The following is a 23373-nucleotide window of genomic DNA, read 5'->3' on the forward strand; positions in this document are numbered from 1 at the left end:
AAGGCATGACGAACACGACACAGAACACGACGCAGAACACGAAACAGAACACGACACAGCACATCACCGAGGACACGATGACCGTGGTGGTGACCGGGGCGACGGGGCGGACCGGGAGCCGGGTCGCAAAGGCGGCGCGGGCCGCGGGGCTCACCGTGCGGGCGGCCTCGCGCTCGGGCGAGGTCCGGTTCGACTGGGCGGACCCGGGGACGTGGGACGCCGTGCTGCGCGGCGCCGACGGGGCGTATCTGGCGTATCCGTCGGACGTCGGGGCGCCCGGCGCCGCCGAGGCGGTGGGGGCGGTGGCGCGGCGGGCGGTGGCGCTCGGGGTGCGCCGGCTCGTGCTGCTCTCGGCGCGCGGGGAGGATCAGGCGCTGCCCACGGAGGAGGCGCTGCGGGGTGCGGGCGCGGAGTGGACGGTGCTGCGGTGCGCGTGGTTCGACCAGAACTTCAGCGAGGGGCCGCTGGCGGAGCAGGTGCGGGGGTCCGAGCTGGCGTTCGCGGCGCCGGACGCGCTGCGGGAGCCGTTCATCGACGTGCGGGACATCGCGGAGGTGGCGGTCGCCGCGCTGCGGGAGCCCGCGGGGGTGCTGGAGCTGACCGGGCCCGAGTTGCTGACGTGGGGCGAGGCGCTCGGGGTCGTCGCTCGGGCGGCCGGGGCCGGGGGCGGGAAGCGGTATGTGGCGGTGCCGGTGCGGGAGTACGGGGGCGCGCTGCTGGAGTTCGGGGTGCCGGAGGCCGAGGTCGGATTTCTGGTGGACCTCTTCTCGGTGCTGCTCGACGGGCGCAACGCGTCGCTGACCGGGGACGTGGAACGGGTTCTCGGGCGGGCTCCGCGCTCCTTCGCCCGGTTCGCGCGGGATGCGGCGGCGGAGGGCGCCTGGAAGTAGGCCCCATGCCCGAGCCCCGCCAGGGACGCGGGGCTGCCTCGAAATGCGGCCTTGGTCGTGCCCCGCAGGGGCGCGGGGCTGTATCGATCTGCGGCTCCGCCGCGCGGGCCCGACCGGCAGTGGTCGTGCCCCGCAGGGGCGCGGGGCTATGTCGATCTGCGGCTCCGCCGCGCGGGCGCGACCGACGGTGGTCGTGCCCCGCAGGGGCGCGGGGAACTGCGCGACCAGCCCCCACCGGAGCCGCACCCGGCAAGACCGCGACCGGGACCGAGCTGGACGCCGGTGGGAACGCTCACCCCGCGCCGGGGCGCCGCCTTGCCCACCCTGCCGCCCAAGGCGGCAGATTGCCCAAGGCGGCGCGGCAGCCGACCGGGACGGGAAAGCCCAAGGCGGCCGTGGCGGGCGGCAGATTGCCCAAGGCGGCGCGGCCCGCGGCGGCGAATCGCCCAAGGCGGCGGAGGCACGCGGCAGATGGCCCAAGGCGGCGGAGGCACGCGGCGGATGGCCCGAGGCGGCGGGGGCACGCGACAGGTTGCCCGAGGCGGGGGGACCGAGCAGGGCCGGGGCGGTGGGCTACGGGGTTGCGTCCTCGTCTTCGCTTTGTGGGGGGTCCCGGCGGGTGTGGGACGTGCGGAGGCGGGACGTGACGTCTTCCGGAGGGAGGAACTTGGACCAGCGTTCGGGGAACTCGGACGGCATGTCCGGGTCGTCGGGATCCGGCGGCGCGGTCGACCGCGCCGCCGCCGACCGGGCGACGAGCTCGGCGGCGGCAGCGGTGCGGACCCGATCGTTGGCGGCCCGCGCCGCGGCGGTGGCCACCGACGGCCACACCCGGTCGATCGCGGCGTTCACCGCGGCCCCGACCAGGACCGCGAACGCCGAGACGCCGATCCACAGCAGCACGGCGACGGGTGCGGCCAGGGAGCCGTAGATGGTGGGGCCCTCGATGGTGTTCGTGAGGTAGAGGCGCAGCAGGAAACTGCCGGGGATCCACATGGCGAGAGCGACGAGCGCCCCCGGCACGTCCTCGATCCAGGGCGAACGGACCGGCACGGACACGTGGTACAGCGTCGTCAGGAACGCGATGGAGAGGATGAGCACGACCGGCCAGTACAGGATCTGGACCAGCGTCTCCGACCACGGCACGAGGCCGATCACCGCGTCCGGCCCCGCGATCATCAGCGGCAGCGCCACCGAGCCGACCACCAGGCCGACCAGGAACAGCAGGAACGCGAGCAGCCTCGTCTTCACGATGCCGCGCACCCCGTCCAGGCCGTACATCACCGTGACCGTGTCCACGAACGTGGAGACCGCGCGGGAGCCCGACCAGAGGGAGATGAGGAAACCGATCGAGATGACGTCCGGCCGGCCGCCCTTGATGACGTCGTCCAGGATCGGTTCCGCGATCTCCTTCACGCCCTGGTCGGTGAGGACGGTGCGGGAGGCCTCCAGGATGTTGTCGCGGACGCCCTCGATGGTGTTGGCGCCGGTCCACGCGTCCACGTACGCGAGCAGCCCGACCAGCGACAGCAGCAGCGGCGGCACCGAGAGCAGCGTGAAGAACGCGGCCTCGGCGGCGAGGCCCAGGATGCGGTACTCCATGCAGGAGTTGACGGTGTCCTTGAGCAGCAGCCATGCGGTCCTGCGCTTGGAGACGTTCTGATAGAGCACACGCGCCCGGTGGAGACGGCCCTGCGGCTGGGGGGATTCACTTGCTGGCTGCACGACCTAAAGGTATCCGTCACACGCGGCGGCACCCATCCCCGGTGCCGGGCCCCCGCGCGCCGGTCGCCGTCCGATCCGCGCTGGCCGAATTTCCGGGGCGCGTGCCGGGAACCGTTCCGCGTTCTTACACCGTCTTCCGAGTGAGTTCCCCGGCGGGACGCGCCGCATAAAGACGGAACGGCATGAGCGCGTCAGAGCCGGGGCACCGAAAAGCGCCAAACGTTGAATCCGGGTTGAACCGTTCATGAAATTCCAGAAAGAATCCGGATTGTATTCGTTGCGACCGGCGGGGGGCCGTGCGAGCGCAGCGGACCTGGGGGGACATCGGGGGTTTCGGGCCATGCCCGTTGCAGAGGCGCGCCGTTCGTGGCGCGCATTTCACCGTTTGCTCCTGCTTTTCAGCAACAACAGCTATAACCACGAGGAGCACCAGTGGCGAACGGCACCGAACGTGTTCTCGCTGAAGTTCTGGCAGGCGTCGTGCGGCAGGATCACGTACCGCCCGACAGCCATTTCTTCGACGACTTGTGCGCCAATTCCCTTGTCATGGCGCACTTCTGTGCACGGGTCCGCAAGCGCGCCGACCTGCCGTCGGTGTCCATGAAGGACGTGTACGGCCATCCCACGATCCGCAGCCTGGCCGCCGCGCTCGACGCGGCCCCGGCCTTCCGGCCGGCCACCGCGGTACCGCCCGAACCGCCGGCGCCGCCCGCCTCCACGGCCCGCCATGTGCTCTGTGGCGTGCTGCAGTTCCTGGTCTTCGCCGGGTACTGCGCGGCCGCGGGACTCGTGACCGCGCGCGGCTACGACTGGATCGCGGCGGGCTCCGGCGCCGTCGCCGTGTACGGGCGCTCGGTGGTGTTCGGCGCGTCCCTGTTCACCGGTGCGTGCCTGCTGCCCGTCGCCCTGAAGTGGCTGCTGGTGGGCCGGTGGCGGGAGACCGAGTTCCCGGTGTGGTCGCTCGCGTACGTCCGTTTCTGGATGGTGAAGGCGCTGCTGCACGCGAACCCGATGGTGCTGTTCGTCGGCAACCCGCTCTACAACGGCTATCTGCGGATGCTCGGCGCGCGCATCGGTCCCGGGGTCACGATCCTGTCGCGCGCCGTGCCGGTCTGCACGGACCTGCTGACGATCGGCGCGGGCACGGTGGTCCGCAAGGAGGCGCACTTCCTCGGCTACCGCGCGCACGCGGGACGGATCCGCACCGGCCCGGTGACCATCGGCCGGGGTGCGTACGTCGGTGAGAAGACCGTCCTCGACATCGGTACGTCGATGGGGGACGGCACCCAACTCGGTCATGCCTCCGCCCTGTACGACGGGGCGGCCGTCCCGACGGGCGAGCACTGGCACGGCTCCCCCGCGCGCCGTACGGACGTCGACTACGTGCGCGTACCGCCCGCCCGTACGTCGGCCCGACGCCGCGCCGGATACGCGTGCGGCGCGCTGGCGCAGATGCTCCTGCTGTACGTGCCGTTCGCGGTCGGCGGTACGTATCTGCTGCTGACCGAGGTGCCGGCGCTCGACGCGCTGCTCTCGCCCGGCGAGAGCAACCTGGTGTCACCGGCCTTCTACGCCGAGGCGCTCGGCCTGTCGCTCGCCGGTTTCGCCGCGTTCCTGGTGCTCGGCTTCGCCGCCGTGTCGCTGGTGCCGCGCGCGCTGCGGCCACTGCTGCGCGAGGACCGGACCTATCCGCTGTACGGCTTCCACTACGCGGTGCAGCGCGCGATCGCCCGCATGACGAACATCAAGTTCTTCAAGTGGCTGTGCGGCGACAGCTCGTACATCGTCGGCTATCTGAAGTCCATCGGGTACGACCTGTCGCACGTCGAGCAGACCGGCTCCAACTTCGGTACGGAGGTGCAGCACGAGACGCCGTACCTGGCCACGGTCGGCAGCGGCACGATGGTCGCCGACGGGCTCTCGGTGCTCAACGCGGACTTCTCCGGCACCTCGTTCCGCGTCGCGCGCGCCACCATCGGGGCGCGCAACTTCCTCGGCAACCACATCGCGTACCCGGCGGGCGCACGCACGGGCGAGAACTGTCTGCTCGCGACGAAGGTGCTCGTGCCGCTCGACGGCGAGGTGCGCGAGGGCGTGGGGCTGCTCGGTTCCCCCGCGTTCGAGATCCCGCGCTCGGTGGAGCGCGACAGCCGTTTCGACCATCTGCGGGAGGGCCCCGAGCTGCGGCGCAGGCTCGCCGCGAAGAACCGGTTCAACCTCCGTTCGATGGTGCTGTTCCTCGGGGTGCGCTGGCTGCACTGGTTCGTGCTCTGCCTCCTCGGGCTCGTCGCGTTCGACCTGTACGACACGTACGGCGGGGCGACCGGTCTGCTGGTCGGGGCGGCGATGGTCGCCGGGCTCGCGTTCAGCACCGGCTACTACGTGCTCGTGGAGCGGCTGCTGTGCCGGTTCCGGCCGCTGCAGCCGCGGTTGTGCTCGATCTACGACCCGTACTTCTGGTGGCACGAGCGGCTGTGGAAGGTGCCGGACAACCATCTGGTGGTCTTCAACGGGACGCCCTTCAAGGCTCTGGTGTGGCGGGCGCTCGGGGTGCGGATCGGCCGCCGGGTCTTCGACGACGGCGCGAACATCACCGAGCGGACCCTGGTGACGATCGGCGACGACTGCACGCTCGGCGCGCACACCAAGGTGCAGGCGCACTCGCAGGAGGACGGCACGTTCAAGTCCGACCGCATCGTGCTCGGTGCGGGCTGCACGCTCGGGACGGGCGCGCTCGTGCACTACGGCGTCGTGATGGGCGACGGGGCCGTGCTCGGCCCCGACTCCTTCCTGATGAAGGGCGAACAGATGCCGGCCGGGGCGCGCTGGGGCGGAAATCCGGCGGTGGAGAGGTGAGCGACGTGACGACGATCGAGACGGATGTGTGTGAAGTCCCGCTTCCCGAGGGCCTGTCGGCGACGGCGGCGGCGCTCGACGCGGCCCACGGACGGGTGCTCGCCGCGCTGTCGGCCGAGCGCGACGAGAGCGCCCTGCACGTGGCGGTCACCGCGCGCCGCACGCTGCGGCTGCGCTACCGCCCGGACCGCTACGACCGTGCGGCGGCCGAGCGCATCGCGGGCTATCACATCGCCGCGCTGACCGGCCCGCTGCGCCGCAGCCTGCTCTCCGAGCGTGAACTCCACCACCAGCTGGCGGAGTTGGCGGGCCCGGTCCGCGCGCTCCCCGACCGGCGGGTGCACGAGTTGTTCGAGGAGCAGGCGGCCGCGCGCCCCGGGGACATCGCCGTCGAGTGCGGCGAGCGGCGGTGGACGTACGCCGAACTCGACTCCCGTGCCAACCAGGTGGGCCGGGCGCTGCTGGCCCGCGGGCTGCGGCCCGAAGGGGTCGTCGCCGTGGTGATGGAGCGCGGCCCGGAGTGGGCGGCCGCGGTGCTCGGCGTCCTCAAGGCGGGCGGCGTGTATCTCCCCGTCGAGCCGCACTTCCCCGAGGAACGAATCGCGGGGATGCTGCGGCGGGCGGACTGCTCGCTCGTGGTCGCCGACGAGGGCGGCACGCTGTCGGTCGCGGACGCCTTGGCCGAGGGCCATCCCGGCACCGGTACCGGCGTGTCCGTCGCCGCGGACCAGCTCGCCTACATCTACTTCACGTCCGGCTCCACCGGCGAGCCCAAGGGGGCGATGTGCGAGCACGCCGGGTTCCTCAACCACGTGCTCGCCAAGATCGCGGACCTGGGTGTGGGACCGGGTGACGTGGTGGCGCAGACCGCGCCGCAGTGCTTCGACATCTCGCTGTGGCAGCTGGTGGCCGGTCTCGTCGCCGGCGGGCGCACGTGCGTCGTCGGGCAGGACACGATCCTGGACGTGCCGCGGTTCGTGGAGACGGTGGAGCGGTGCCGGGTGAACGTGCTGCAGGTGGTGCCCTCCTACCTGGAGGCCGTGCTCGCCGAACTCGACGCCCGCCCACGGGAGTTGCCGGATCTGCGGTGCGTGTCGGTGACCGGGGAGGCGGTCAGGGCGGAGCTGGTGCGGCGTTGGTTCGCCGCCCGTCCCGGTGTCCGGCTCGTCAACGCGTACGGGCTGACCGAGACCTCGGACGACACCAACCACGAGGTGATGGACCGGGCGCCGGACGGTGACCGGGTGCCGCTCGGGCGGCCCGTCGCCAATGTGCGGATCTACGTCGTCGACGAGGACCTGCTGCCGGTTCCGCTCGGCGCCCCCGGCGAGATCGTCTTCTCCGGGGTGTGCGTCGGGCGCGGCTACGTCAACGATCCGGAGCGCACGAAGGCGGCGTTCGGCGAGGACCCGTACCGGCCGGGCGAGCGCCTGTACCGCAGCGGCGACCAAGGGCGCTGGCGTCCCGACGGGAAGCTGGAGTTCCTGGGCCGGCGCGACAGTCAGGTGAAGATCCGCGGCTTCCGGGTGGAGCTCGGCGAGATCGAGAACGCGCTGCTGCGGGTGGCGGGCGTGCGGGACGCGGCGGTGGTCGTGGTGCGCGGGACGCACCTGGCCGCGTTCTGCACGGGGCGTCGACGCAGCGACGTACGCGCGGAGTTGGCAGGTTTCCTGCCGCCCTACATGGTGCCGTACACCGTGCACTGGCGGGAGCGGCTGCCGCTGACCGGCAACGGCAAGGTCGACCGCCGCGCCCTGACCGCGCTCGCCGAGCGGCTCGACGAGGCGGCGGCGGACCCGCCGCGCACGGCCGCCGAACGCCAAGTCGCCGGCGCCTGGGCCGAGGTGCTCGGGGTACCCGTGGCCCGCATCGGTCGCCACGACCAGTTCTTCGACCTCGGCGGCAGCTCGCTGGCCGCCGTGAAACTGGTGATCGCCCTCGACCGGGCCATCACCCTCAAGGACGTCGTCCGCCATCCGGTCCTCGCGGACCTGGCCCGCCTTCTCAACGGTTAGGAGCCGCACCCGCATGCCGCTCTCCAGTCCGTCCCCAGACATCCAGCTGTCACCCGACAGCCCTCCGTTGCTGGCCGCCGACGGCGCCGGCGACCCGGAGGGCTGGACGGCCCGGCACCGCGACACGCTGCGGGCCGCCGTCGCCGCGCACGGCGCGCTGCTCGTGCGCGGGCTCGCGCTCGCCGATCCCGGCGCCGCGGCGGCCGTCTTCCGGTGCTGCGCCGACGCCCTGATGCCCGACCGGGAGCCCTTCGCGCCCCGGCGCACGTACGGGAACGGCGTGTACTCGGCGACCAAGTGGCCGCCGAACCAGCAGATGTGCATGCACCACGAGGTCAGCTACGCCCTGGAGTTCCCGGGGCTGATGCTCTTCGCCTGCCTGGAGGCACCGGCGAGCGGCGGCGCCACCGGGCTCGCCGACGCGGGCGCCGTCCTCGACGCGCTCCCCGCGGGGCTGACGAAACGGTTCGAGCAGGAGGGGTGGCTGCTCACCCGGGCGTACCACGAGGAGATCGGGGCGTCGGTCGCCGAGGCGTTCGGCACCGACGACCGGGCCGCCGTCACCGCGTACTGCCGCGCGCACGCCATCGACTGCGCCTGGCGCGGCGACGGTTCGCTGCACACCCGGCAGCACCGGTCCGCCGTGGTCGGCCACCCCGTGGACGGGCGGCGCGTCTGGTTCAACCAGATCGCGTTCCTCAGCGAGTGGACGATGGAGCCGGAGGTGCGCGCGTACCTGACGGAGGAGTACGGGCCCGACGGGCTGCCCTTCAACACCCGGTACGGCAACGGCGATCCGATCGACGAGGACGTCGTACGCCTCCTGAACGAGGTGTACGAGCAGCACACCGTGCGCACCCGCTGGGCCGCCGGCGATCTGCTGCTCGTCGACAACGTCCGTACCGCGCACAGCCGGGACCCGTTCGACGGGCCGCGCGAGGTGCTCGCCGCGCTCGCGGAACCGGTCCGGCTCGCCGACTGCGCGCCGACGATCGAGGTGGGCGCCGTATGACCCCCACCTTCGCGGTGATCCCCGGCGAGCAGGTCCAACAGGTCCTGGAGGGGCGGGAGCAGGAGATCGGGGAGCTGGTCGAGGCGGTGTACCGGCTGCACGACGCGGGCGGGACCGTGAACCCGCCGTCGTACTTCCTGCGCTTTCCGGACCGGCCCCGGGACCGCATCATCGCGCTGCCGGCCTCGCTCGGCGGGGCACTGCGCGTCGACGGACTGAAATGGATCTCCAGTTTCCCGGAGAACACCGCGTCGGGTCTGCCGCGGGCCTCCGCCGTGCTGATCCTCAACGATCCCGACACCGGCTATCCGTATGCCTGTCTGGAGAGTTCGGTGATCAGCGCCACCCGCACGGCGGCCTCCGCGGCGCTCGCGGCGGACCGGCTCAGCCGTACCCGGACGCGTCCGACCCGGGTCGGCTTCATCGGCACCGGCCTGATCGCCCGCTACATCCACTCCCATCTCGCCGCCGCCGGCTGGGAGTTCGAGGAGACGGGTGTGTACGACGTGGCGCCGGACAGCGCGGCGGGGTTCCGCGCCTATCTGGAGCGGGCGGGCACGAAGGGGACGGTGACGGTGCACGCGTCCCCCGAACCGCTCGTCCGCGACTGCGATCTGATCGTGTTCGCCACCGTGGCGGCGCGGCCGCATGTCCATGAACCGGACTGGTTCGGCCACCATCCGCTGGTGCTGCACGTCTCGCTGCGCGATCTCGCGCCGCGGATCCTGTTGGCGTCCGCCAACTACGTCGACGACGTCGAGCACTGTCTGAAGGCGGACACCTCGCCGCATCTGGCCGAACAGCTCACCGGGGGGAGGGAGTTCGTCGACGGCACGCTCGCCGACGTACTGGCGGGGCGTAGCCGTGTCCCGGACGACCGGACGGTGGTGTTCTCGCCGTTCGGACTGGGGGTACTCGATCTGGCCGTCGGCCGGTTCGTCCACGACGAGGTGGCCCGAAGGGGGCGGCTGCACGTGGTGGACGGGTTCTTCCACGAGCTGCGCCGACACGGCTGACCGAGAAGAACGTCACTGAGGAGAGGGGGGCGGGACGAACCATGCCAGTCATCGACGATCCCGCGCAGTTCAACGAGGAGGAGCTCTACGTCGACCTTCGGGCGACGGTCGGTCTGCCGCTCTTCCTCAAGTGCGAGGGGTTCAACTTCGCCGGGTCCATCAAGATGAAGGCGGCCACCGAGATGGTCGACGCAGCCGAGCGCGACGGGCTGCTGCGGCCGGGCTCGGTCCTGGTCGAATCGTCGTCGGGGAACCTGGGGGTGGCCCTGAGCATCATCGCGGCCCACCGCGGCCACCGGTTCCTGTGCATCACCGACGTGCGCTGCAACCAGCCGACGATCCGGATGATGCGGGCGCTCGGCAGTCAGGTCCACGTGGTGCGCGAACCGACCGCGCACGGTGGCCTGTTGGGGGCCAGGCTCGCGTACGTACGGAGGCTGTGCGCGGCCGACGACCGGTACGTCTGGCTCGACCAGCACAGCAACCGCGGCAACTGGCGGGCACACTTCCGCACCACGGCCCCGGCCGTCGCCCGGCGCTTCCCCGACCTGGACGTGCTGTTCGTGGGGGCCGGCACCACGGGGACGCTGATGGGGTGCGCCCGCTGGTTCTGGCAGTGGCGGCGCCGGGTGCGCATCGTCGCCGTCGACAGCGTCGGCTCGGTGACGTTCGGGGGGCCGGCCGGGCCCCGGCTGATCCCCGGGCTCGGGGCCGGGGTCCGGCCGCCGCTGCTCGACACCTCGTACATCGACGACGTCGTCCATGTCCGGGAGAGCGACGCGGTGGAGGTGTGCCGCAGGCTGGCGCGCCGCGGCTTCCTGTTCGGCGGGTCGACGGGCACGGTGGTCAGCGGCGCCGACCAGTGGCTGGCCCGGCACGGGCGGCGCGGTCTCACCGCGGTGGCCATCGCCCCCGACCTCGGGGAGCGGTATCTCGACACGGTGTACCGCGACGGCTGGCCACCGTCGGAACAGACGGCCCACGAGCCCATGGCGGTGATGGCGCGCACCGGTTGAACCGGCCCGGCGCAGGTAGGTTCCAGGCATGGCAGGCAGCACGCACACTGTGGGGAACCAGCCCCCGCCCCTGACGGGGCACGACGTCTTCACCACCGACCGGGCGCTCACCGAGGGTGTGGCCCGGCACCTGGCACCCGGTCTTCTGGACGAGGCGCGCACGGAGCTCGGACTGCTCGGCCGCACGGCCGGTTCGGCCCAGGCCCAGGAGTGGGGCCGGCTGGCGAACGAGCACCCGCCGACCCTGCGCACGCACGACCGCTACGGCCACCGGATCGACGAGGTGGAGTTCCATCCGGCCTGGCACCGGCTGCTCGGCAAGGGCGTCTCCGCCGGGTTCACCTCCGCGTGGCACCGGCCGGGCGGTCATGTCCGGCGCGCGGCCGCGTTCCTGGTCTGGGCGCAGGTCGAGGCGGGCCATCTGTGCCCGCTGTCGATGACGCACGCCGCGGTGCCGGCACTGCGCGCACAGCCGGACCTCGCCGAGGTGTGGGAGCCGCTGCTCACCTCGACGGTCTACGACGCCGGGCTGCGCCCCGCCCGGCAGAAGGCCGGAGTGCTGTTCGGCATGGGGATGACGGAGAAACAGGGCGGCAGTGACGTACGGAGCGCCACGACGCGGGCGCGGGAGACCGGCGACGGCGGGTACGAGCTCACCGGCCACAAGTGGTTCTGCAGCGCGCCGATGTCGGACGGGTTCCTGGTCCTCGCGCAGGCCGACGCGGGTCCGACGTGTTTCCTGGTGCCGCGGGTGCTGGACGACGGCGGCCGCAACCCGTTCGCCCTCCAGCGGCTCAAGGACAAGCTCGGCAACCGCTCGAACGCCTCCGCCGAGGTCGAGTTCGACGGGACGCGGGCGCTCCGGGTCGGCGACGAGGGGCACGGGCTGCGCGTCATCATGGAGATGGTCGCGGTGACCCGCCTCGACTGCGTGCTCGGCTCCGCGGCGCTGATGCGGCAGGCGGTGGCGCAGGCGGTGCACCACTGCACGTACCGCGAGGCGTTCGGCGGCCGGCTGCTCGACAAGCCACTGATGACGAACGTGCTGGCCGATCTGGCGCTCGAATCGGAGGCGGCGACGGCGCTGGCGCTGCGGCTCGCGGCGGCGTACGACGCCGGGGACCCTCAGGAACGCGCCTTCCTGCGGATCGCGGTGCCCGCCGCCAAGTACTGGGTCACCAAGCGCTGTACGCCGCTGGTGGCGGAGGCCCTCGAATGCCTCGGCGGCAACGGGTACGTGGAGGAGTCGGGCATGCCGCGGCTGCTGCGCGAGTCGCCGCTGAACTCGATCTGGGAGGGCTCGGGGAACGTACAGGCCCTGGACGTGCTGCGGACGTTGCAGCGCGAGCCGCAGGCGTTCAACGCGTTCCTCGTGGAGATCGGCAGGGCGCGCGGCGCGGACCATCGTCTCGACGCGGCGGTGAAGAGTCTGCTGACGGAACTCGGCGACCTGGACGGCATCGAGGCGCGGGCGCGGCGGCTCGCGGAGCGGATCGCGCTCGTGCTGCAGGGGTCGCTGCTGGTGCGGTTCGCGCCGGCCAAGGTCGCGGACGTGTTCTGCGCCGCGCGGCTGGGCGGGGACGGCGGCGCGGCGTTCGGCACGCTGCCGCACTCGCTGGACCTGGCCGAACTCGTGGAGCGGGCGCGGCCCGTCTGACGTCCGTGCCCGGATGACTGGTGCGGGGATGGTGCTGCGCCGACACGGCACCATCCCCGCATTCAGAGGCCCCTTGAGAGGCTTGAGCGCCGTCCAGGCGGCGTTGCTCCCAGTTTCAAACGCCGCACGGCTGTTCGCCAGGGTTGCAGGGGGTTGCAACGTTCCTTCATACGTCCGAACCTTGGCGTGGCCGGGAGCCCGCGCCGCGGTGCGGCCCCCGGCACACCTCCCGCAGACCGAGGATTCAGGGATGAACAACGACTCGACGATCGATCTGGCGCGTCTGTCCGCGATGGACACGGCCCTCGCGTCCCGGCTGCTCAAGGGCGTGCGCGAGGCCACGCTCTCGGGCCGGCGGCCACAGGTGCTGCCGCGGACGGTGATCGGTGAGTCCTGGGGGCGGATGCTGCGGGACGGCGTCGATCCGGAACAGGACTTCCGCTCGGGGATTTTGAGTGTGGACGAGGTGGAGGAACGGCGCCAGTCGTCCCCGCTCCTCCCGGTGCTGCCGGTGCTGCGCGAGGCCCTTGTGGAGGGCGCGGCGGGCGCGGCGGTCGCGGAGGCCGCGCAGCACATCATGGTGATCAGCGACGCGGACGGCCGGATCCTGTGGCGCGAGGGGCATCCGGCGGTGCTGCGCAAGGGCGACCGGCACGGCTATCTGGTGGGCGCGCACTGGGCGGAGAGCGTCGTCGGCACGAACGGGGTGGGGACGCCGCTGGTGACCCGCCGCCCGATCCAGGTGTTCTCCGCGGAGCACTTCGTGCGCTCGCACCACCAGTGGACCTGTACGGGCGCACCGCTCACGGACCCGCGCGACGGGCGGCTGATCGGCGCCGTCACCGTCAGCGGGCCGCTGGAGACGATGCACCCGGCGACGCTGTCCTGGGTCACGTCGGTGGCGCGGCTGGCCGAGGCCCGGCTGCGCGAGCAGCACATGGGCGGTCTGGAGCGGCTGCGCGCGGTGGCCGCCCCGCTGCTGGCCCGGATGGGCGGCCGGGCGCTCGCCGTCGACCGGCACGGCTGGCCCGCCGCGGTCACCGGGATGCCGCTGCCGGAGCGGGTGGCGCTGCCCAGGTCCCTTGCGGAGGGCGCCTGTTGGATCCCCTCGCTCGGCACCTGCCGGGCGACGCCGCTGCCCGGCGGCTGGCTGCTGATCCCGGCGGAGGACGTCCCCGAACCGCTGGCCACGACGCGCATCACCCTGGACCTGGGCCGGCCGCGCCGCCCGGTCCTACAGGTGACGGGCGGCGCCGCCTCCTGGTGCCACGAACTCAGCCCGCGCCACGCCGAGTTGCTCTATCTCCTGGCCCGGCATCCGCACGGGCGGACCGCGGCGGACCTGGCCGACGACCTGTTCGGCGACCCGCGGCGCACGGTGACGGTGCGCGCGGAGATGTCCCGGGTTCGCCGCTATCTCGGCACCCTGCTGGCGCACCGCCCGTACCGCTTCGCGGAGGAGGCGGAGGTCGACGTGGTGCTGCCGGGCGACCCGTTGGACCTGCTGCCGCACTCGGCGGCGCCCGCCGTGGTCAGGGCCAGGTCGCCGCTGCCCTGATGTCTCAGGCGGACACGAAGATCAGGGAGAGCCCGAGCGCCACCAGGACGGAGCCGATGGTGCGGTTCAGGCCGCGCTGCCGGTCCAGCATGCGGGTGCGCAGCGCGGGCACGGAGAACAGGCAGGCGGCCAGGGTGAACCAGATCAGGTGCGCCAGGGACATGAACAGGCCGTAGCCGATCTGCTGGGCCAGGGGCGTGTCGTGGTGGACGACCTGGCTGAAGGTGCTGAGGACGAACAGCATGGTCTTCGGGTTGAGCGCGTTGGTCAGGAACCCGGTGCGCAGCGACTGCAGCCGGCTCAGTCCCGCGGCGGTCCCGTCCGGGCCGGATCCGCTCTGGGCGCGGGCCGAGAAGGTCTTGTGGCCGATCCAGATCAGGTAGCAGGCGCCGACCACCTTGACGACGGTGAACAGCACCGGGGTCCTCGTCAGCACGAGCCCCACACCGAGGATGGTGTAGGTGACGTGGACCAGGACGCCCAGGCTGATCCCCAGCGCCGCGAAGACCCCCGCGCCGCGTCCGTAGAGATAGCTGTTGCGCGTGATCATGGCGAAGTCGGCGCCGGGGCTGATGACGGCCAGGACCGTGATGACGGCGACGGCGACGATCTGACCCATCGGGCGGTCTCCTTGTGTGCGTCATGGTGGCCCTCACGGTCGAGGGCGGAGTCGATCGTGCCCGGCGCGGTGAACCGGCCCCGGGCGCCTGCTGATCGTATGACCGGAAACCGTGCGGGATGTGGCCGAAGGACGACTCCGCGGGGGGGGGCGGCGAGCGGCCGGGCGGGCGGCGCCCTCCGGGTACGCTCCGCCCCCATGGCGAACCTCTCACTGTCCACACTCTTCACTCGTGTCACAGGAAAGATCCTCACCGGCAGAACGCGGGCCGAGCGGAAGTACCCCACCCCGCTCACGCTCCACCAGCTCTGGATGGTCTCGCTGAGCGCCCCGGTCAGCCGCGACCGCGACGCGTCGCGCACCACGCTCTACCCCTTCACGCACCTGGCCGACGACAAGGCCCGGCACTGGCTGGCGCAGGAGTGGGAGATACACACCCGCGAGCAGCTGATCGGCCGCCTCGGCGATCTGGCCCGCTCCGGCTACCGCGCCGCGGCCCGCGCCCGCCTCGGCGTCGAGCCGCTGGCCTGGGACATCGCCCTGTACACCGACCTCACGCGGCGCGGTTTCGGCTGCGGTCTGCTGACGGAGGCGGACGCCTGGAACCTGCTCAAGAACGTGGTCCCGCAGGTCGCGCGCACGTACAACTCCTGGCAGGAGTACGCGGATCACTATCTGCTCGGCCGGATGGTGTGGCGCGACGATCTGGGGCGCCGCGCCGACCCGCGCGACGCCTCGTTCCCCGCGCCGCAGGCCACGGCCGACGCCCATCTGCGCCGTCTCCTGGACCCGGCCGAGGCGAAGAGCCCGTGGAATCTGGCCCCCTGGGACACGATCCGCCGGCCGGACGGCGTCCGTACCGGCTGAACCGCTCCCGGGGAGCCGTCCGTCGCGCCCTCGTCAGACCCCGGGAATCCCCCGGTCCGCGAACGCCTTGCGCACCGTCCTCGCGGCGGCGGACCCGTACATGTCCTGGGCCGTCGCGATCGTCTGCGTCGCGGCCGCGGAGAAGCTGGTGTCCGGCGCGAAGCCGAACTGGGCGTTGACGATGATGCGGTCGGCCGCCTTCGGCCCCAGGGCGGTACGGATGTCGAACAGGGCCCGCGACCAGATCTCGCCGTCCGCGTGCACCTCCCCGGCCTTGTCCGCGTACGTCTTGTCGGTGTCGAGCCGGCGCAGACAGTGCGGTGTCGTGTTCGTGTACGAGACCGAGTCCCAGTCGGCGACGCACGCGAGATCCGTCCTCATCGGCCAGCCGTACTTGGCGTCGGCGGCCGCGCCGACCTCGACGGCCAGATAGTCGCCGAACGCCTCACCGATCGAGCCGGCCTCCTCCGACGTGCCGAAGCCGGGGACCTGGGCGTTGTGCACGGCGTGGCCGTACTCGTGGACGATCACCTCGGCGTCCTCGGCGTCGTCGACACCGCCCTTGCCGAAGCGGATCTCGGCCTTCTTGTCGGTGAAGAAGGAGTTGTCGGCGCCCCACTGGTCGATCCGGACGGGCTGGGCGCGGTCGTTGGCGCCGGGCAGTTCGGTGCCGAAGCCGAGGGACTGCAGGTACTCCTGCGCCTCGTTGACCCAGAAGTACGCCATGACCTGCTCGAACTGGTCGTCGTGGCGGGTGTACGAGGCGGCGTCCGCGACCTTCGCCGCGGAGCCCGTGTTCGATCTGACGTCGGCCCATGTGCCGGACAGACCGCCGCCGGCGTCGAGGTTGCGCAGCGTCGCGAGGGCGTACGCGGTGTCGGGGACCGCCGACGCCGCGTCCTTGGCGTCGGTGAGGGTCTGGTCGCCCGAGGACTGGACCGGGTTGACCATGAAGATGCGGGCCTGCGCGTCGGCCGGCGCCGCCAGGGCGGGCGAGGCGAGCGTGGCCAGGGACACGGTGAGAGTGGCCGCGGCGAGCAGCAGGCCGCGGGGTGTGCGGCGGGAGCGGTTCAACTGGCGTGACATCGGGACATCCTCCGGATCGGCGGTGGGATGTGGGGGGTGGCCAGGTGCTGAGGTGCTGAGGTGCCGGGGGCTCGCGCGCCCGGTCGCCCGAGCGCTGCGCGATCTTCCCGCACCCCTGCCCCGTTTGACCAGAGCGCGTCATGTTCGCCCATCCCGAACACCCCTGGTCCGCTCCGGCGCGCCGTGATCCGATGAGGCACATGAGCACCGTCACCGTCACCACCTGGTCCCTCGAACAGACCGCGCCGTCCGATCTGACCCCCGCGACCCCGCCCCCGGGCGACGACGTCCGGATCGTGCGGGCCGAGGTCCCCTCGCCCGAGTTCAGCCGTTTCCTGTACGCGTCCGTGGGCGGCGACATCAAGTGGATCGACCGGCTCGGGTGGACGTACGCCCAGTGGCAGGAGCAGCTCGGCAGGCCGGGCGCCGAGACCTGGGTCGCGTACGAGAAGGGGACGCCGGCCGGGTACGTGGAGCTGGACGCGCAGGACGACGGGGCCGTGGAGATCGTCTACTTCGGCCTGATCCCGGCCTTCCGCGGGCGGCGGATCGGCGGGCATCTGCTCTCGTACGGGATCGCGCGGGCCTGGGACCTCGCCGAGCGGTGGCCCGAGCGGACCCCGACGAAGCGGGTGTGGCTGCACACGTGCAGCCTCGACGGGGAGCACGCGATGGCCAACTACCAGCGGCGCGGGTTCCGGCTGTTCAAGACGGAGACGACGCAGGAGCCGGACGTCGCGGCTCCGGGGCCATGGCCCGGGGCCTGACGCCGCCGCCCCCGCCCGCCCCGGCCGCGGCGCCGGGGTGCGGCCGGTACGCGCTCGCGCCCGCACTCGCCGCGGTCGGTGCGTACGGCGGGACGGCGTGGGTCGTCCGGTCGTGGGCGAGCTGCCCGCTGGGCAATGACGCGGGCGGCAACGTCGGGCTGAAATTCCTGATGCTTGTCATGTGGTGCGGCCTGACCGTGGCGCTGCTCCTGCTGCAACTCGTCCTGCGCCGATGGCCCCTGCCCGGCGGCCGCGCCGTCGCATGGCTCGCCCCGGCCGCCGCCGCCCTGGTGCTGACCCTGCTGTACCGATGGGGGATGGAGTGGCCGCGGCACACGCCGGGGGTGCCGTGCACGGATGGGTATCCCGTGTTTCCGTTCACGGGGAAGACGGGGCCGGGCGCCGGATAGCGGATTCCGGCGGTCGGCGGCCGCCTCCACCCGCGCCCATTTCCCGGCATTCCGGGGCACCTCTCACCACCCCGAAGTGACCCGGACCACACTTGTCCGTCATTCGAGACACTTTCGTCCACATCGCGGACAATGGTGGACCGGGCCCAAAGTCCCATGACACGCTTCCGTCATGTCTACAGCTGGAATCGCCTTGGTGAGTCGGCGGCACGTCGACTTCGGCCGCATGTCCAGCGCCATCTGTCCGGCGCGCTGATCGAACCAGCACTGCCGACTTCTCCGCTTCACCGGATCCCTTTGATCTCCCTGCGCACCGCCGCGCCCTCGCGCGAAGTGTGCTGGTCAGAGCCGCCCCAAGCCGCCCTAAGCCTGCCTTGAAGGACGTACATCCATGGCTGCCACCCCTGAAAAGCCCACCACGGCCGCGCCCCGCCGCAAGGTGAGCCGTCACCGCGGCGAGGGTCAGTGGGCCGTGGGCCACTTCACTCCGCTCAACGGCAACGAGCAGTTCAAGAAGGACGACGACGGTCTCAATGTGCGGACACGCATTGAGACGGTTTACAGCAAGCGTGGCTTCGACTCCATCGACCCCAACGATCTGCGCGGCCGCATGCGCTGGTGGGGCCTGTACACCCAGCGCAAGCCCGGGATCGACGGCGGCAAGACCGCCGTGCTTGAGCCGGAGGAGCTGGACGACGAGTACTTCATGCTCCGCGTGCGCATCGACGGCGGCCGGCTGACCACCGAGCAGCTGCGCGTCATCGGTGAGATCTCGCAGGAGTTCGCGCGCGGCACCGCCGACATCACCGACCGGCAGAACATCCAGTACCACTGGATCCGGATCGAGGACGTGCCCGAGATCTGGGAGCGGCTGGAGGCCGTCGGGCTGTCCACCACCGAGGCCTGCGGTGACACCCCGCGTGTCATCCTCGGCTCGCCGGTCGCCGGTATCGCCGCGGACGAGATCATCGACGGCACCCCCGCCATCGAGGAGATCCAGCGCCGGATCATCGGCAACCCGGACTTCTCCAACCTGCCGCGCAAGTTCAAGTCGGCCATCTCCGGATCGCCGCTGCTCGACGTGGTGCACGAGATCAACGACATCGCGTTCGTCGGCGTCGAGCACCCCGAGCACGGGCCCGGCTTCGACCTGTGGGTCGGCGGCGGTCTGTCCACCAACCCGAAGATCGGGCAGCGGCTCGGTGCCTGGGTGCCGCTGGACGAGGTGCCGGACGTCTACGAGGGCGTCATCTCGATCTTCCGTGACTACGGCTACCGCCGCCTGCGCACCCGCGCCCGCCTGAAGTTCCTGCTCGCCGACTGGGGCACGGAGAAGTTCCGCCAGGTCCTGGAGGACGAGTACCTCAAGCGCAAGCTGGTCGACGGCCCGGCGCCGGCCCAGCCCGTCGAGCGGTGGCGCGACCACGTCGGTGTGCACCGGCAGAAGGACGGCAGGTTCTACGTCGGCTTCGCCCCGCGCGTCGGCCGCGTGGACGGCGCCACGCTCACCAAGATCTCCGAGGTCGCCGCCGCCCACGGCTCGGACCGGCTGCGCACCACCGCCGAGCAGAAGATGATCGTGCTCGACGTCGAGGAGGCGCAGGTCGACTCGCTCGTCACGGCGCTTGAGGCCCTCGACCTGCGGGTCAACCCATCGCCGTTCCGGCGCGGCACGATGGCCTGCACCGGCATCGAGTTCTGCAAGCTCGCCATCGTCGAGACGAAGGCGCGCGGCGCCTCCCTCATCGACGAACTGGAGCGCCGCATCCCGGACTTCGACGAGCCGATCACCATCAACCTCAACGGCTGCCCGAACGCCTGCGCCCGTATCCAGGTCGCGGACATCGGTCTCAAGGGCCAGCTCGTCCTCGACAAGGACGGCAACCAGGTCGAGGGCTACCAGGTGCACCTCGGCGGCGCGCTCGGTCTGGAGGCCGGGTTCGGCCGCAAGGTCCGCGGCCTGAAGGTCACCGCCACCGAACTGCCGGACTACGTCGAGCGGGTCCTCACGCGCTTCCAGGAGCAGCGCGAGGACGGCGAGCGGTTCGCCACCTGGGCGGCCCGTGCTTCCGAGGAGGCCCTGTCGTGAGCGAGCGTGCCGCCCCGTTCTACTGCCCTTACTGCGGCGACGAGGACCTCCGGCCCAGCGAAGAGGGTCACGGCGCCTGGGAGTGCGCCGCCTGCAATCGAGCCTTCCAGTTGAAGTTCCTCGGGCTGCTCGCCCGCGGCCTTCAGCACCACGACGGTGGAGGGGAACAGATATGACGACCGCTCAAGCCACGTCCGACACAGCGAAGTTGAAGGCGCTCGCCGAGCAGGCCGGGCGCGACCTCGAGGACGCCTCCGCCCTGGAGATCCTCCAGTGGGCGGTCACGACCTTCGGCAAGAAGTTCTGCGTGACCTCGTCCATGGAGGACGCGGTCGTCGCCCACCTCGCCTCCCGTGCCATGCCCGGCGTCGACGTCGTGTTCCTCGACACCGGCTACCACTTCGAGGAGACCATCGGCACCCGGGACGCCGTCGAGGCCGTGATGGACGTCAACGTCATCACTTTGACGCCCCGCCAGACGGTCGCCGAGCAGGACGCCGAGTTCGGCCCGAAGCTGCACGACCGCAACCCCGACCTGTGCTGCGCGATGCGGAAGGTCAAGCCCCTGGAAGAGGGGCTCGCCCACTACGCCGCGTGGGCCACGGGGCTGCGCCGCGACGAGTCCCCGACCCGCGCGAACACGCCGGTCGTCGGCTGGGACGAGAAGCGGCAGAAGGTCAAGATCTCGCCGATCGCCCGCTGGACGCAGGACGACGTCGACGCCTATGTCACCGAGCACGGCGTGCTGACCAACCCGCTCCTGATGGACGGCTACGGGTCCGTCGGCTGCGCCCCGTGCACCCGCCGCCTCCTGGCGGGCGAGGACGCACGCGCGGGCCGCTGGGCCGGCCGGGCGAAGACCGAGTGCGGGATCCACGGCTGAACCCATGAGCCCCATACAGACTTTGGAGAAGCAAGTGACCGGAGCCACCATCTGGCTCACGGGTCTGCCGAGCGCCGGCAAGACCACCATCGCGTACGAGCTGGCGGACACGCTGCGCGCCGAGGGCCGGCAGGTCGAGGTGCTGGACGGCGACGAGATCCGCGAGTACCTCTCGGCGGGCCTCGGCTTCAGCCGCGAGGACCGGCACACGAACGTGCAGCGCATCGGCTTCCTGGCCGAACTCCTCGCCCGCAACGGCGTGTTGGCGCTCGTCCCGGTCATCGCCCCGTACGCGGACAGCCGCGAGGCCGTACGCAAGCGCCACCAGACGGGTGGCACCGCCTACCTGGAGGTGCACGTCGCGACGCCCGTCGACGTGTGCTCCGTACGCGACGTGAAGGGCCTGTACGCGAAGCAGGCCGCCGGTGAACTGACCGGCCTCACCGGGGTGGACGACCCCTACGAGGCCCCGGAAACGCCCGACCTGCGCATCGAGTCGCAGAACCAGACCGTGCAGGAGTCCGCGGCCGCCGTGCGCGCGCTGCTCACCGAGAGGGGTCTCGCCGCATGACGACCGTAGCCAGTGTCTCCGAGGAGACCGACAGCCCTTACGCACTCAGCCACCTGGACGCTCTGGAGTCCGAGGCGGTGCACATCTTCCGCGAGGTGGCGGGCGAGTTCGAGAAGCCGGTGATCCTGTTCTCCGGCGGCAAGGACTCCATCGTCATGCTGCACCTGGCGCTGAAGGCGTTCGCCCCGGCGGCGGTCCCCTTCTCGCTGCTGCACGTCGACACGGGGCACAACTTCCCCGAGGTCATCGAGTACCGGGACCGCGCGGTGGCGAAGCACGGCCTGCGCCTGCACGTCGCGTCCGTGCAGGACTACATCGACGCCGGCAAGCTCAAGGAGCGCCCGGACGGCACCCGTAATCCGCTCCAGACCGTCCCGCTGACGGAGAAGATCCAGTCGGAGAAGTTCGACGCGGTCTTCGGTGGTGGCCGCCGCGACGAGGAGAAGGCACGCGCCAAGGAGCGCGTCTTCTCCCTGCGCGACGAGTTCTCCCAGTGGGACCCGCGGCGTCAGCGCCCCGAGCTGTGGCAGCTGTACAACGGCCGCCACGCCCCCGGCGAGCACGTCCGCGTCTTCCCGCTGTCCAACTGGACCGAGCTGGACGTCTGGCAGTACATCGCCCGCGAGAACATCGAGCTCCCCGAGATCTACTACGCCCACGAGCGCCCGGTGTTCAAGCGCAGCGGCATGTGGTTGACCGCGGGCGAGTGGGGCGGCCCGAAGGACGACGAGACGGTCGAGACGCGGCTGATCCGCTACCGCACCGTCGGCGACATGTCCTGCACCGGCGCCGTCGACTCGGACGCCACGACCATCGAGAAGGTCATCGCGGAGATCGCCGCGTCCCGGCTCACCGAGCGGGGCGCCACCCGCGCCGACGACAAGCTGTCCGAGGCCGCGATGGAAGACCGCAAGCGCGAAGGGTACTTCTAGACATGAGCACCACCCCCGCTGTTGAAGAGCTGGCCGGGCTCTCGGCCACCACCCTGCTGCGGTTCGCCACGGCCGGTTCCGTCGACGACGGCAAGTCCACGCTCGTGGGCCGCCTCCTTCACGACTCGAAGTCGGTCCTCGCCGACCAGCTGGAGGCCGTCGAGCACGCCTCCCGCAACCGCGGCCAGGAGGCCCCCGACCTGGCGCTGCTCACCGACGGTCTGCGGGCCGAGCGCGAGCAGGGCATCACCATCGACGTCGCGTACCGCTACTTCGCGACGCCGCGCCGCCGTTTCATCCTCGCGGACACCCCGGGGCACGTGCAGTACACGCGGAACATGGTGACGGGCGCGTCGACCGCCGAGCTGACGGTGATCCTCGTCGACGCCCGCAACGGTGTCGTCGAACAGACCCGCCGGCACGCCGCCATCGCCGCGCTGCTGCGCGTCCCGCACGTCGTGCTCGCCGTCAACAAGATGGACCTCGTCGGCTACGAGGAGCGGGTCTTCGCGCGGATCGCCGAGGAGTTCACCGCGTACGCCAGCGAGTTGGGTGTCCCGGAGATCACCGCGATTCCGATCTCGGCGCTCGCCGGCGACAACGTCGTGGAGCCGTCCGCGAACATGGACTGGTACGGCGGCCCGACGGTCCTCGAACACCTGGAGACGGTGCCGGTCAGCCACGACCTCACCGGCTGCCACGCGCGCCTTCCCGTGCAGTACGTGATCCGGCCGCAGACCGCCGACCACCCCGACTACCGCGGTTACGCGGGACAGATCGCCGCGGGCACCTTCCGCGTCGGCGAGTCCGTGACCGTGCTGCCGTCGGGCCGCACGTCGAAGGTGGCCGGGATCGACCTGCTGGGCACGTCGGTCGACATCGCCTGGACGCCGCAGTCGATCACCCTCCTGCTGGAGGACGACATCGACATCTCGCGCGGCGACCTGATCGTGCCGAGCCACGACGCGCCCGCCACCTCGCAGGACGTCGAGGCCACGGTGTGCCACGTCGCCGACACGCCGCTCACCGTGGGCCAGCGGGTGCTGCTCAAGCACACGACCCGCACGGTGAAGGCGATCGTCAAGGAGATCCCGTCGCGGCTCACGCTCGACGACCTCTCCCAGCACCCGGCCCCCGGGCAGCTCGTCGCCAACGACATCGGCCGGGTGAAGGTCCGCCTCGCCGAGGCGCTCGCCATCGACACGTACGCGGACTCGCGGCGCACCGGCTCGTTCCTGCTGATCGACCCGGCGGACGGCACGACGCTCGCGGCCGGCATGGCGGGCGAGGCGTTCGCGGAGACCTCCGCCACCGCCGAGGCGCAGCCCGACGCCGCCGCCGACGAGGACGGCTGGGACTTCTGACCCCCGCCAGGATCTGACTCCCACCAGGAACCGAGCCACC

General features: G+C 71.7%; 20 protein-coding genes. 17 read left to right on the forward strand and 3 right to left on the reverse strand.

Features of this window, described 5'->3' with window-relative positions; genetic code table 11:
* The first annotated feature begins 5 nt into the window (after positions 1-5).
* Positions 6-890 (forward strand): NAD(P)H-binding protein, encoded by an 885-nt coding sequence (locus J3486_RS29960; RefSeq protein WP_207825880.1) that lies wholly within the window; start codon positions 6-8, stop codon positions 888-890.
* Between the two features lie 573 nt (positions 891-1463).
* Here the strand turns inward: J3486_RS29960 and J3486_RS29965 are convergent.
* Entirely contained in the window at positions 1464-2615 is a 1152-nt protein-coding gene (locus tag J3486_RS29965) for a YihY/virulence factor BrkB family protein (RefSeq protein WP_207825882.1), read from the reverse strand.
* Positions 2616-3047: 432 nt separating this feature from the next.
* Here J3486_RS29965 and J3486_RS29970 point away from each other — a divergent pair, with 432 nt between their 5' ends.
* The 7 genes from J3486_RS29970 to J3486_RS30000 all read left to right on the forward strand — a co-directional run bounded on the left by J3486_RS29970 (position 3048) and on the right by J3486_RS30000 (position 13745).
* Positions 3048-5471 (forward strand): Pls/PosA family non-ribosomal peptide synthetase, encoded by a 2424-nt coding sequence (locus tag J3486_RS29970; protein WP_207825883.1) that lies wholly within the window; start codon positions 3048-3050, stop codon positions 5469-5471.
* Between the two features lie 5 nt (positions 5472-5476).
* Positions 5477-7486, forward strand: a complete 2010-nt coding sequence (locus J3486_RS29975; protein WP_374194788.1) for an amino acid adenylation domain-containing protein — start codon at positions 5477-5479, stop codon at positions 7484-7486.
* Between the two features lie 13 nt (positions 7487-7499).
* Entirely contained in the window at positions 7500-8498 is a 999-nt protein-coding gene (locus J3486_RS29980; protein WP_207825886.1) for a TauD/TfdA family dioxygenase, read from the forward strand.
* Complete coding sequence (gene sbnB, locus J3486_RS29985; RefSeq protein ID WP_207825887.1) at positions 8495-9514, forward strand: 2,3-diaminopropionate biosynthesis protein SbnB; 1020 nt, start codon at positions 8495-8497, stop codon at positions 9512-9514. Before J3486_RS29980 ends, sbnB begins: the two co-directional genes overlap by 4 nt.
* A 41-nt stretch (positions 9515-9555) precedes the next feature.
* Positions 9556-10530 carry a 2,3-diaminopropionate biosynthesis protein SbnA gene (gene sbnA / locus J3486_RS29990; RefSeq protein WP_207825888.1) on the forward strand — a complete coding sequence of 325 codons (975 nt, stop codon included), beginning with the start codon at positions 9556-9558 and terminating at the stop codon, positions 10528-10530.
* A 28-nt stretch (positions 10531-10558) separates the two neighbouring features.
* Complete coding sequence (locus J3486_RS29995; RefSeq protein WP_207825889.1) at positions 10559-12187, forward strand: acyl-CoA dehydrogenase family protein; 1629 nt, start codon at positions 10559-10561, stop codon at positions 12185-12187.
* Between the two features lie 250 nt (positions 12188-12437).
* Positions 12438-13745, forward strand: coding sequence for a helix-turn-helix domain-containing protein (locus tag J3486_RS30000; RefSeq protein ID WP_207825894.1), 1308 nt, complete (start codon positions 12438-12440; stop codon positions 13743-13745).
* Between the two features lie 4 nt (positions 13746-13749).
* Here J3486_RS30000 and J3486_RS30005 read toward each other — a convergent pair whose 3' ends face one another.
* Entirely contained in the window at positions 13750-14364 is a 615-nt protein-coding gene (locus J3486_RS30005) for a LysE family translocator (protein ID WP_207825896.1), read from the reverse strand.
* Positions 14365-14562: 198 nt separating this feature from the next.
* On the opposite strand from J3486_RS30005, the gene J3486_RS30010 reads away from it, so the two are divergent.
* Positions 14563-15231, forward strand: coding sequence for a DUF1266 domain-containing protein (locus J3486_RS30010; protein WP_229378844.1), 669 nt, complete (start codon positions 14563-14565; stop codon positions 15229-15231).
* 33 nt (positions 15232-15264) lie between these two features.
* Here the strand turns inward: J3486_RS30010 and J3486_RS30015 are convergent, their stop codons facing one another.
* Entirely contained in the window at positions 15265-16317 is a 1053-nt protein-coding gene (locus J3486_RS30015; protein WP_207825898.1) for a M4 family metallopeptidase, read from the reverse strand.
* 200 nt (positions 16318-16517) lie between these two features.
* On the opposite strand from J3486_RS30015, the gene J3486_RS30020 reads away from it, so the two are divergent.
* The 8 genes from J3486_RS30020 to J3486_RS30055 all read left to right on the forward strand — a co-directional run bounded on the left by J3486_RS30020 (position 16518) and on the right by J3486_RS30055 (position 23333).
* Complete coding sequence (locus J3486_RS30020) at positions 16518-17084, forward strand: GNAT family N-acetyltransferase (RefSeq protein ID WP_207825899.1); 567 nt, start codon at positions 16518-16520, stop codon at positions 17082-17084.
* Positions 17069-17494: a hypothetical protein gene (locus tag J3486_RS30025; protein ID WP_207825901.1), complete on the forward strand. Its 426-nt coding sequence runs from the start codon at positions 17069-17071 to the stop codon at positions 17492-17494. Before J3486_RS30020 ends, J3486_RS30025 begins: the two co-directional genes overlap by 16 nt.
* A gap of 391 nt (positions 17495-17885) precedes the next feature.
* Positions 17886-19583, forward strand: a complete 1698-nt coding sequence (locus tag J3486_RS30030) for a nitrite/sulfite reductase (protein ID WP_207825904.1) — start codon at positions 17886-17888, stop codon at positions 19581-19583.
* Complete coding sequence (locus J3486_RS30035; protein ID WP_207825906.1) at positions 19580-19759, forward strand: hypothetical protein; 180 nt, start codon at positions 19580-19582, stop codon at positions 19757-19759. Before J3486_RS30030 ends, J3486_RS30035 begins: the two co-directional genes overlap by 4 nt.
* Positions 19756-20466 (forward strand): phosphoadenylyl-sulfate reductase, encoded by a 711-nt coding sequence (locus J3486_RS30040; RefSeq protein ID WP_207825908.1) that lies wholly within the window; start codon positions 19756-19758, stop codon positions 20464-20466. The genes J3486_RS30035 and J3486_RS30040 overlap by 4 nt, the downstream gene beginning before the upstream one ends.
* 4 nt (positions 20467-20470) lie before the next feature.
* Positions 20471-21037 carry an adenylyl-sulfate kinase gene (cysC, locus tag J3486_RS30045; RefSeq protein WP_207825910.1) on the forward strand — a complete coding sequence of 189 codons (567 nt, stop codon included), beginning with the start codon at positions 20471-20473 and terminating at the stop codon, positions 21035-21037.
* Positions 21034-21969 (forward strand): sulfate adenylyltransferase subunit CysD, encoded by a 936-nt coding sequence (gene cysD, locus J3486_RS30050; protein ID WP_207825912.1) that lies wholly within the window; start codon positions 21034-21036, stop codon positions 21967-21969. The genes cysC and cysD overlap by 4 nt, the downstream gene beginning before the upstream one ends.
* A gap of 2 nt (positions 21970-21971) precedes the next feature.
* Positions 21972-23333 carry a sulfate adenylyltransferase subunit 1 gene (locus tag J3486_RS30055; protein WP_207825922.1) on the forward strand — a complete coding sequence of 454 codons (1362 nt, stop codon included), beginning with the start codon at positions 21972-21974 and terminating at the stop codon, positions 23331-23333.
* Positions 23334-23373: the final 40 nt, after the last annotated feature.

Source organism: Streptomyces sp. VRA16 Mangrove soil, from assembly GCF_017377775.1.
Classification (GTDB): domain Bacteria; phylum Actinomycetota; class Actinomycetes; order Streptomycetales; family Streptomycetaceae; genus Streptomyces.

What these genes read in the sequence shown, in the direction of transcription:
- cysD (WP_207825912.1), top strand. Translation starts at nt 21,034, where the DNA reads ATGACGACCGTAGCCAGTGTCTCCGAGGAGACCGACAGCCCTTACGCA.
- J3486_RS29980 (WP_207825886.1), top strand. Translation starts at nt 7,500, where the DNA reads ATGCCGCTCTCCAGTCCGTCCCCAGACATCCAGCTGTCACCCGACAGC.
- J3486_RS30015 (WP_207825898.1), bottom strand. Translation starts at nt 16,317, where the DNA reads ATGTCACGCCAGTTGAACCGCTCCCGCCGCACACCCCGCGGCCTGCTG.
- J3486_RS30010 (WP_229378844.1), top strand. Translation starts at nt 14,563, where the DNA reads ATGGCGAACCTCTCACTGTCCACACTCTTCACTCGTGTCACAGGAAAG.
- J3486_RS29995 (WP_207825889.1), top strand. Translation starts at nt 10,559, where the DNA reads ATGGCAGGCAGCACGCACACTGTGGGGAACCAGCCCCCGCCCCTGACG.
- J3486_RS30030 (WP_207825904.1), top strand. Translation starts at nt 17,886, where the DNA reads ATGGCTGCCACCCCTGAAAAGCCCACCACGGCCGCGCCCCGCCGCAAG.
- J3486_RS30025 (WP_207825901.1), top strand. Translation starts at nt 17,069, where the DNA reads ATGGCCCGGGGCCTGACGCCGCCGCCCCCGCCCGCCCCGGCCGCGGCG.
- J3486_RS30020 (WP_207825899.1), top strand. Translation starts at nt 16,518, where the DNA reads ATGAGCACCGTCACCGTCACCACCTGGTCCCTCGAACAGACCGCGCCG.
- cysC (WP_207825910.1), top strand. Translation starts at nt 20,471, where the DNA reads ATGAGCCCCATACAGACTTTGGAGAAGCAAGTGACCGGAGCCACCATC.
- sbnB (WP_207825887.1), top strand. Translation starts at nt 8,495, where the DNA reads ATGACCCCCACCTTCGCGGTGATCCCCGGCGAGCAGGTCCAACAGGTC.
- J3486_RS30040 (WP_207825908.1), top strand. Translation starts at nt 19,756, where the DNA reads ATGACGACCGCTCAAGCCACGTCCGACACAGCGAAGTTGAAGGCGCTC.
- J3486_RS30055 (WP_207825922.1), top strand. Translation starts at nt 21,972, where the DNA reads ATGAGCACCACCCCCGCTGTTGAAGAGCTGGCCGGGCTCTCGGCCACC.
- J3486_RS30000 (WP_207825894.1), top strand. Translation starts at nt 12,438, where the DNA reads ATGAACAACGACTCGACGATCGATCTGGCGCGTCTGTCCGCGATGGAC.
- sbnA (WP_207825888.1), top strand. Translation starts at nt 9,556, where the DNA reads ATGCCAGTCATCGACGATCCCGCGCAGTTCAACGAGGAGGAGCTCTAC.
- J3486_RS29960 (WP_207825880.1), top strand. Translation starts at nt 6, where the DNA reads ATGACGAACACGACACAGAACACGACGCAGAACACGAAACAGAACACG.
- J3486_RS30005 (WP_207825896.1), bottom strand. Translation starts at nt 14,364, where the DNA reads ATGGGTCAGATCGTCGCCGTCGCCGTCATCACGGTCCTGGCCGTCATC.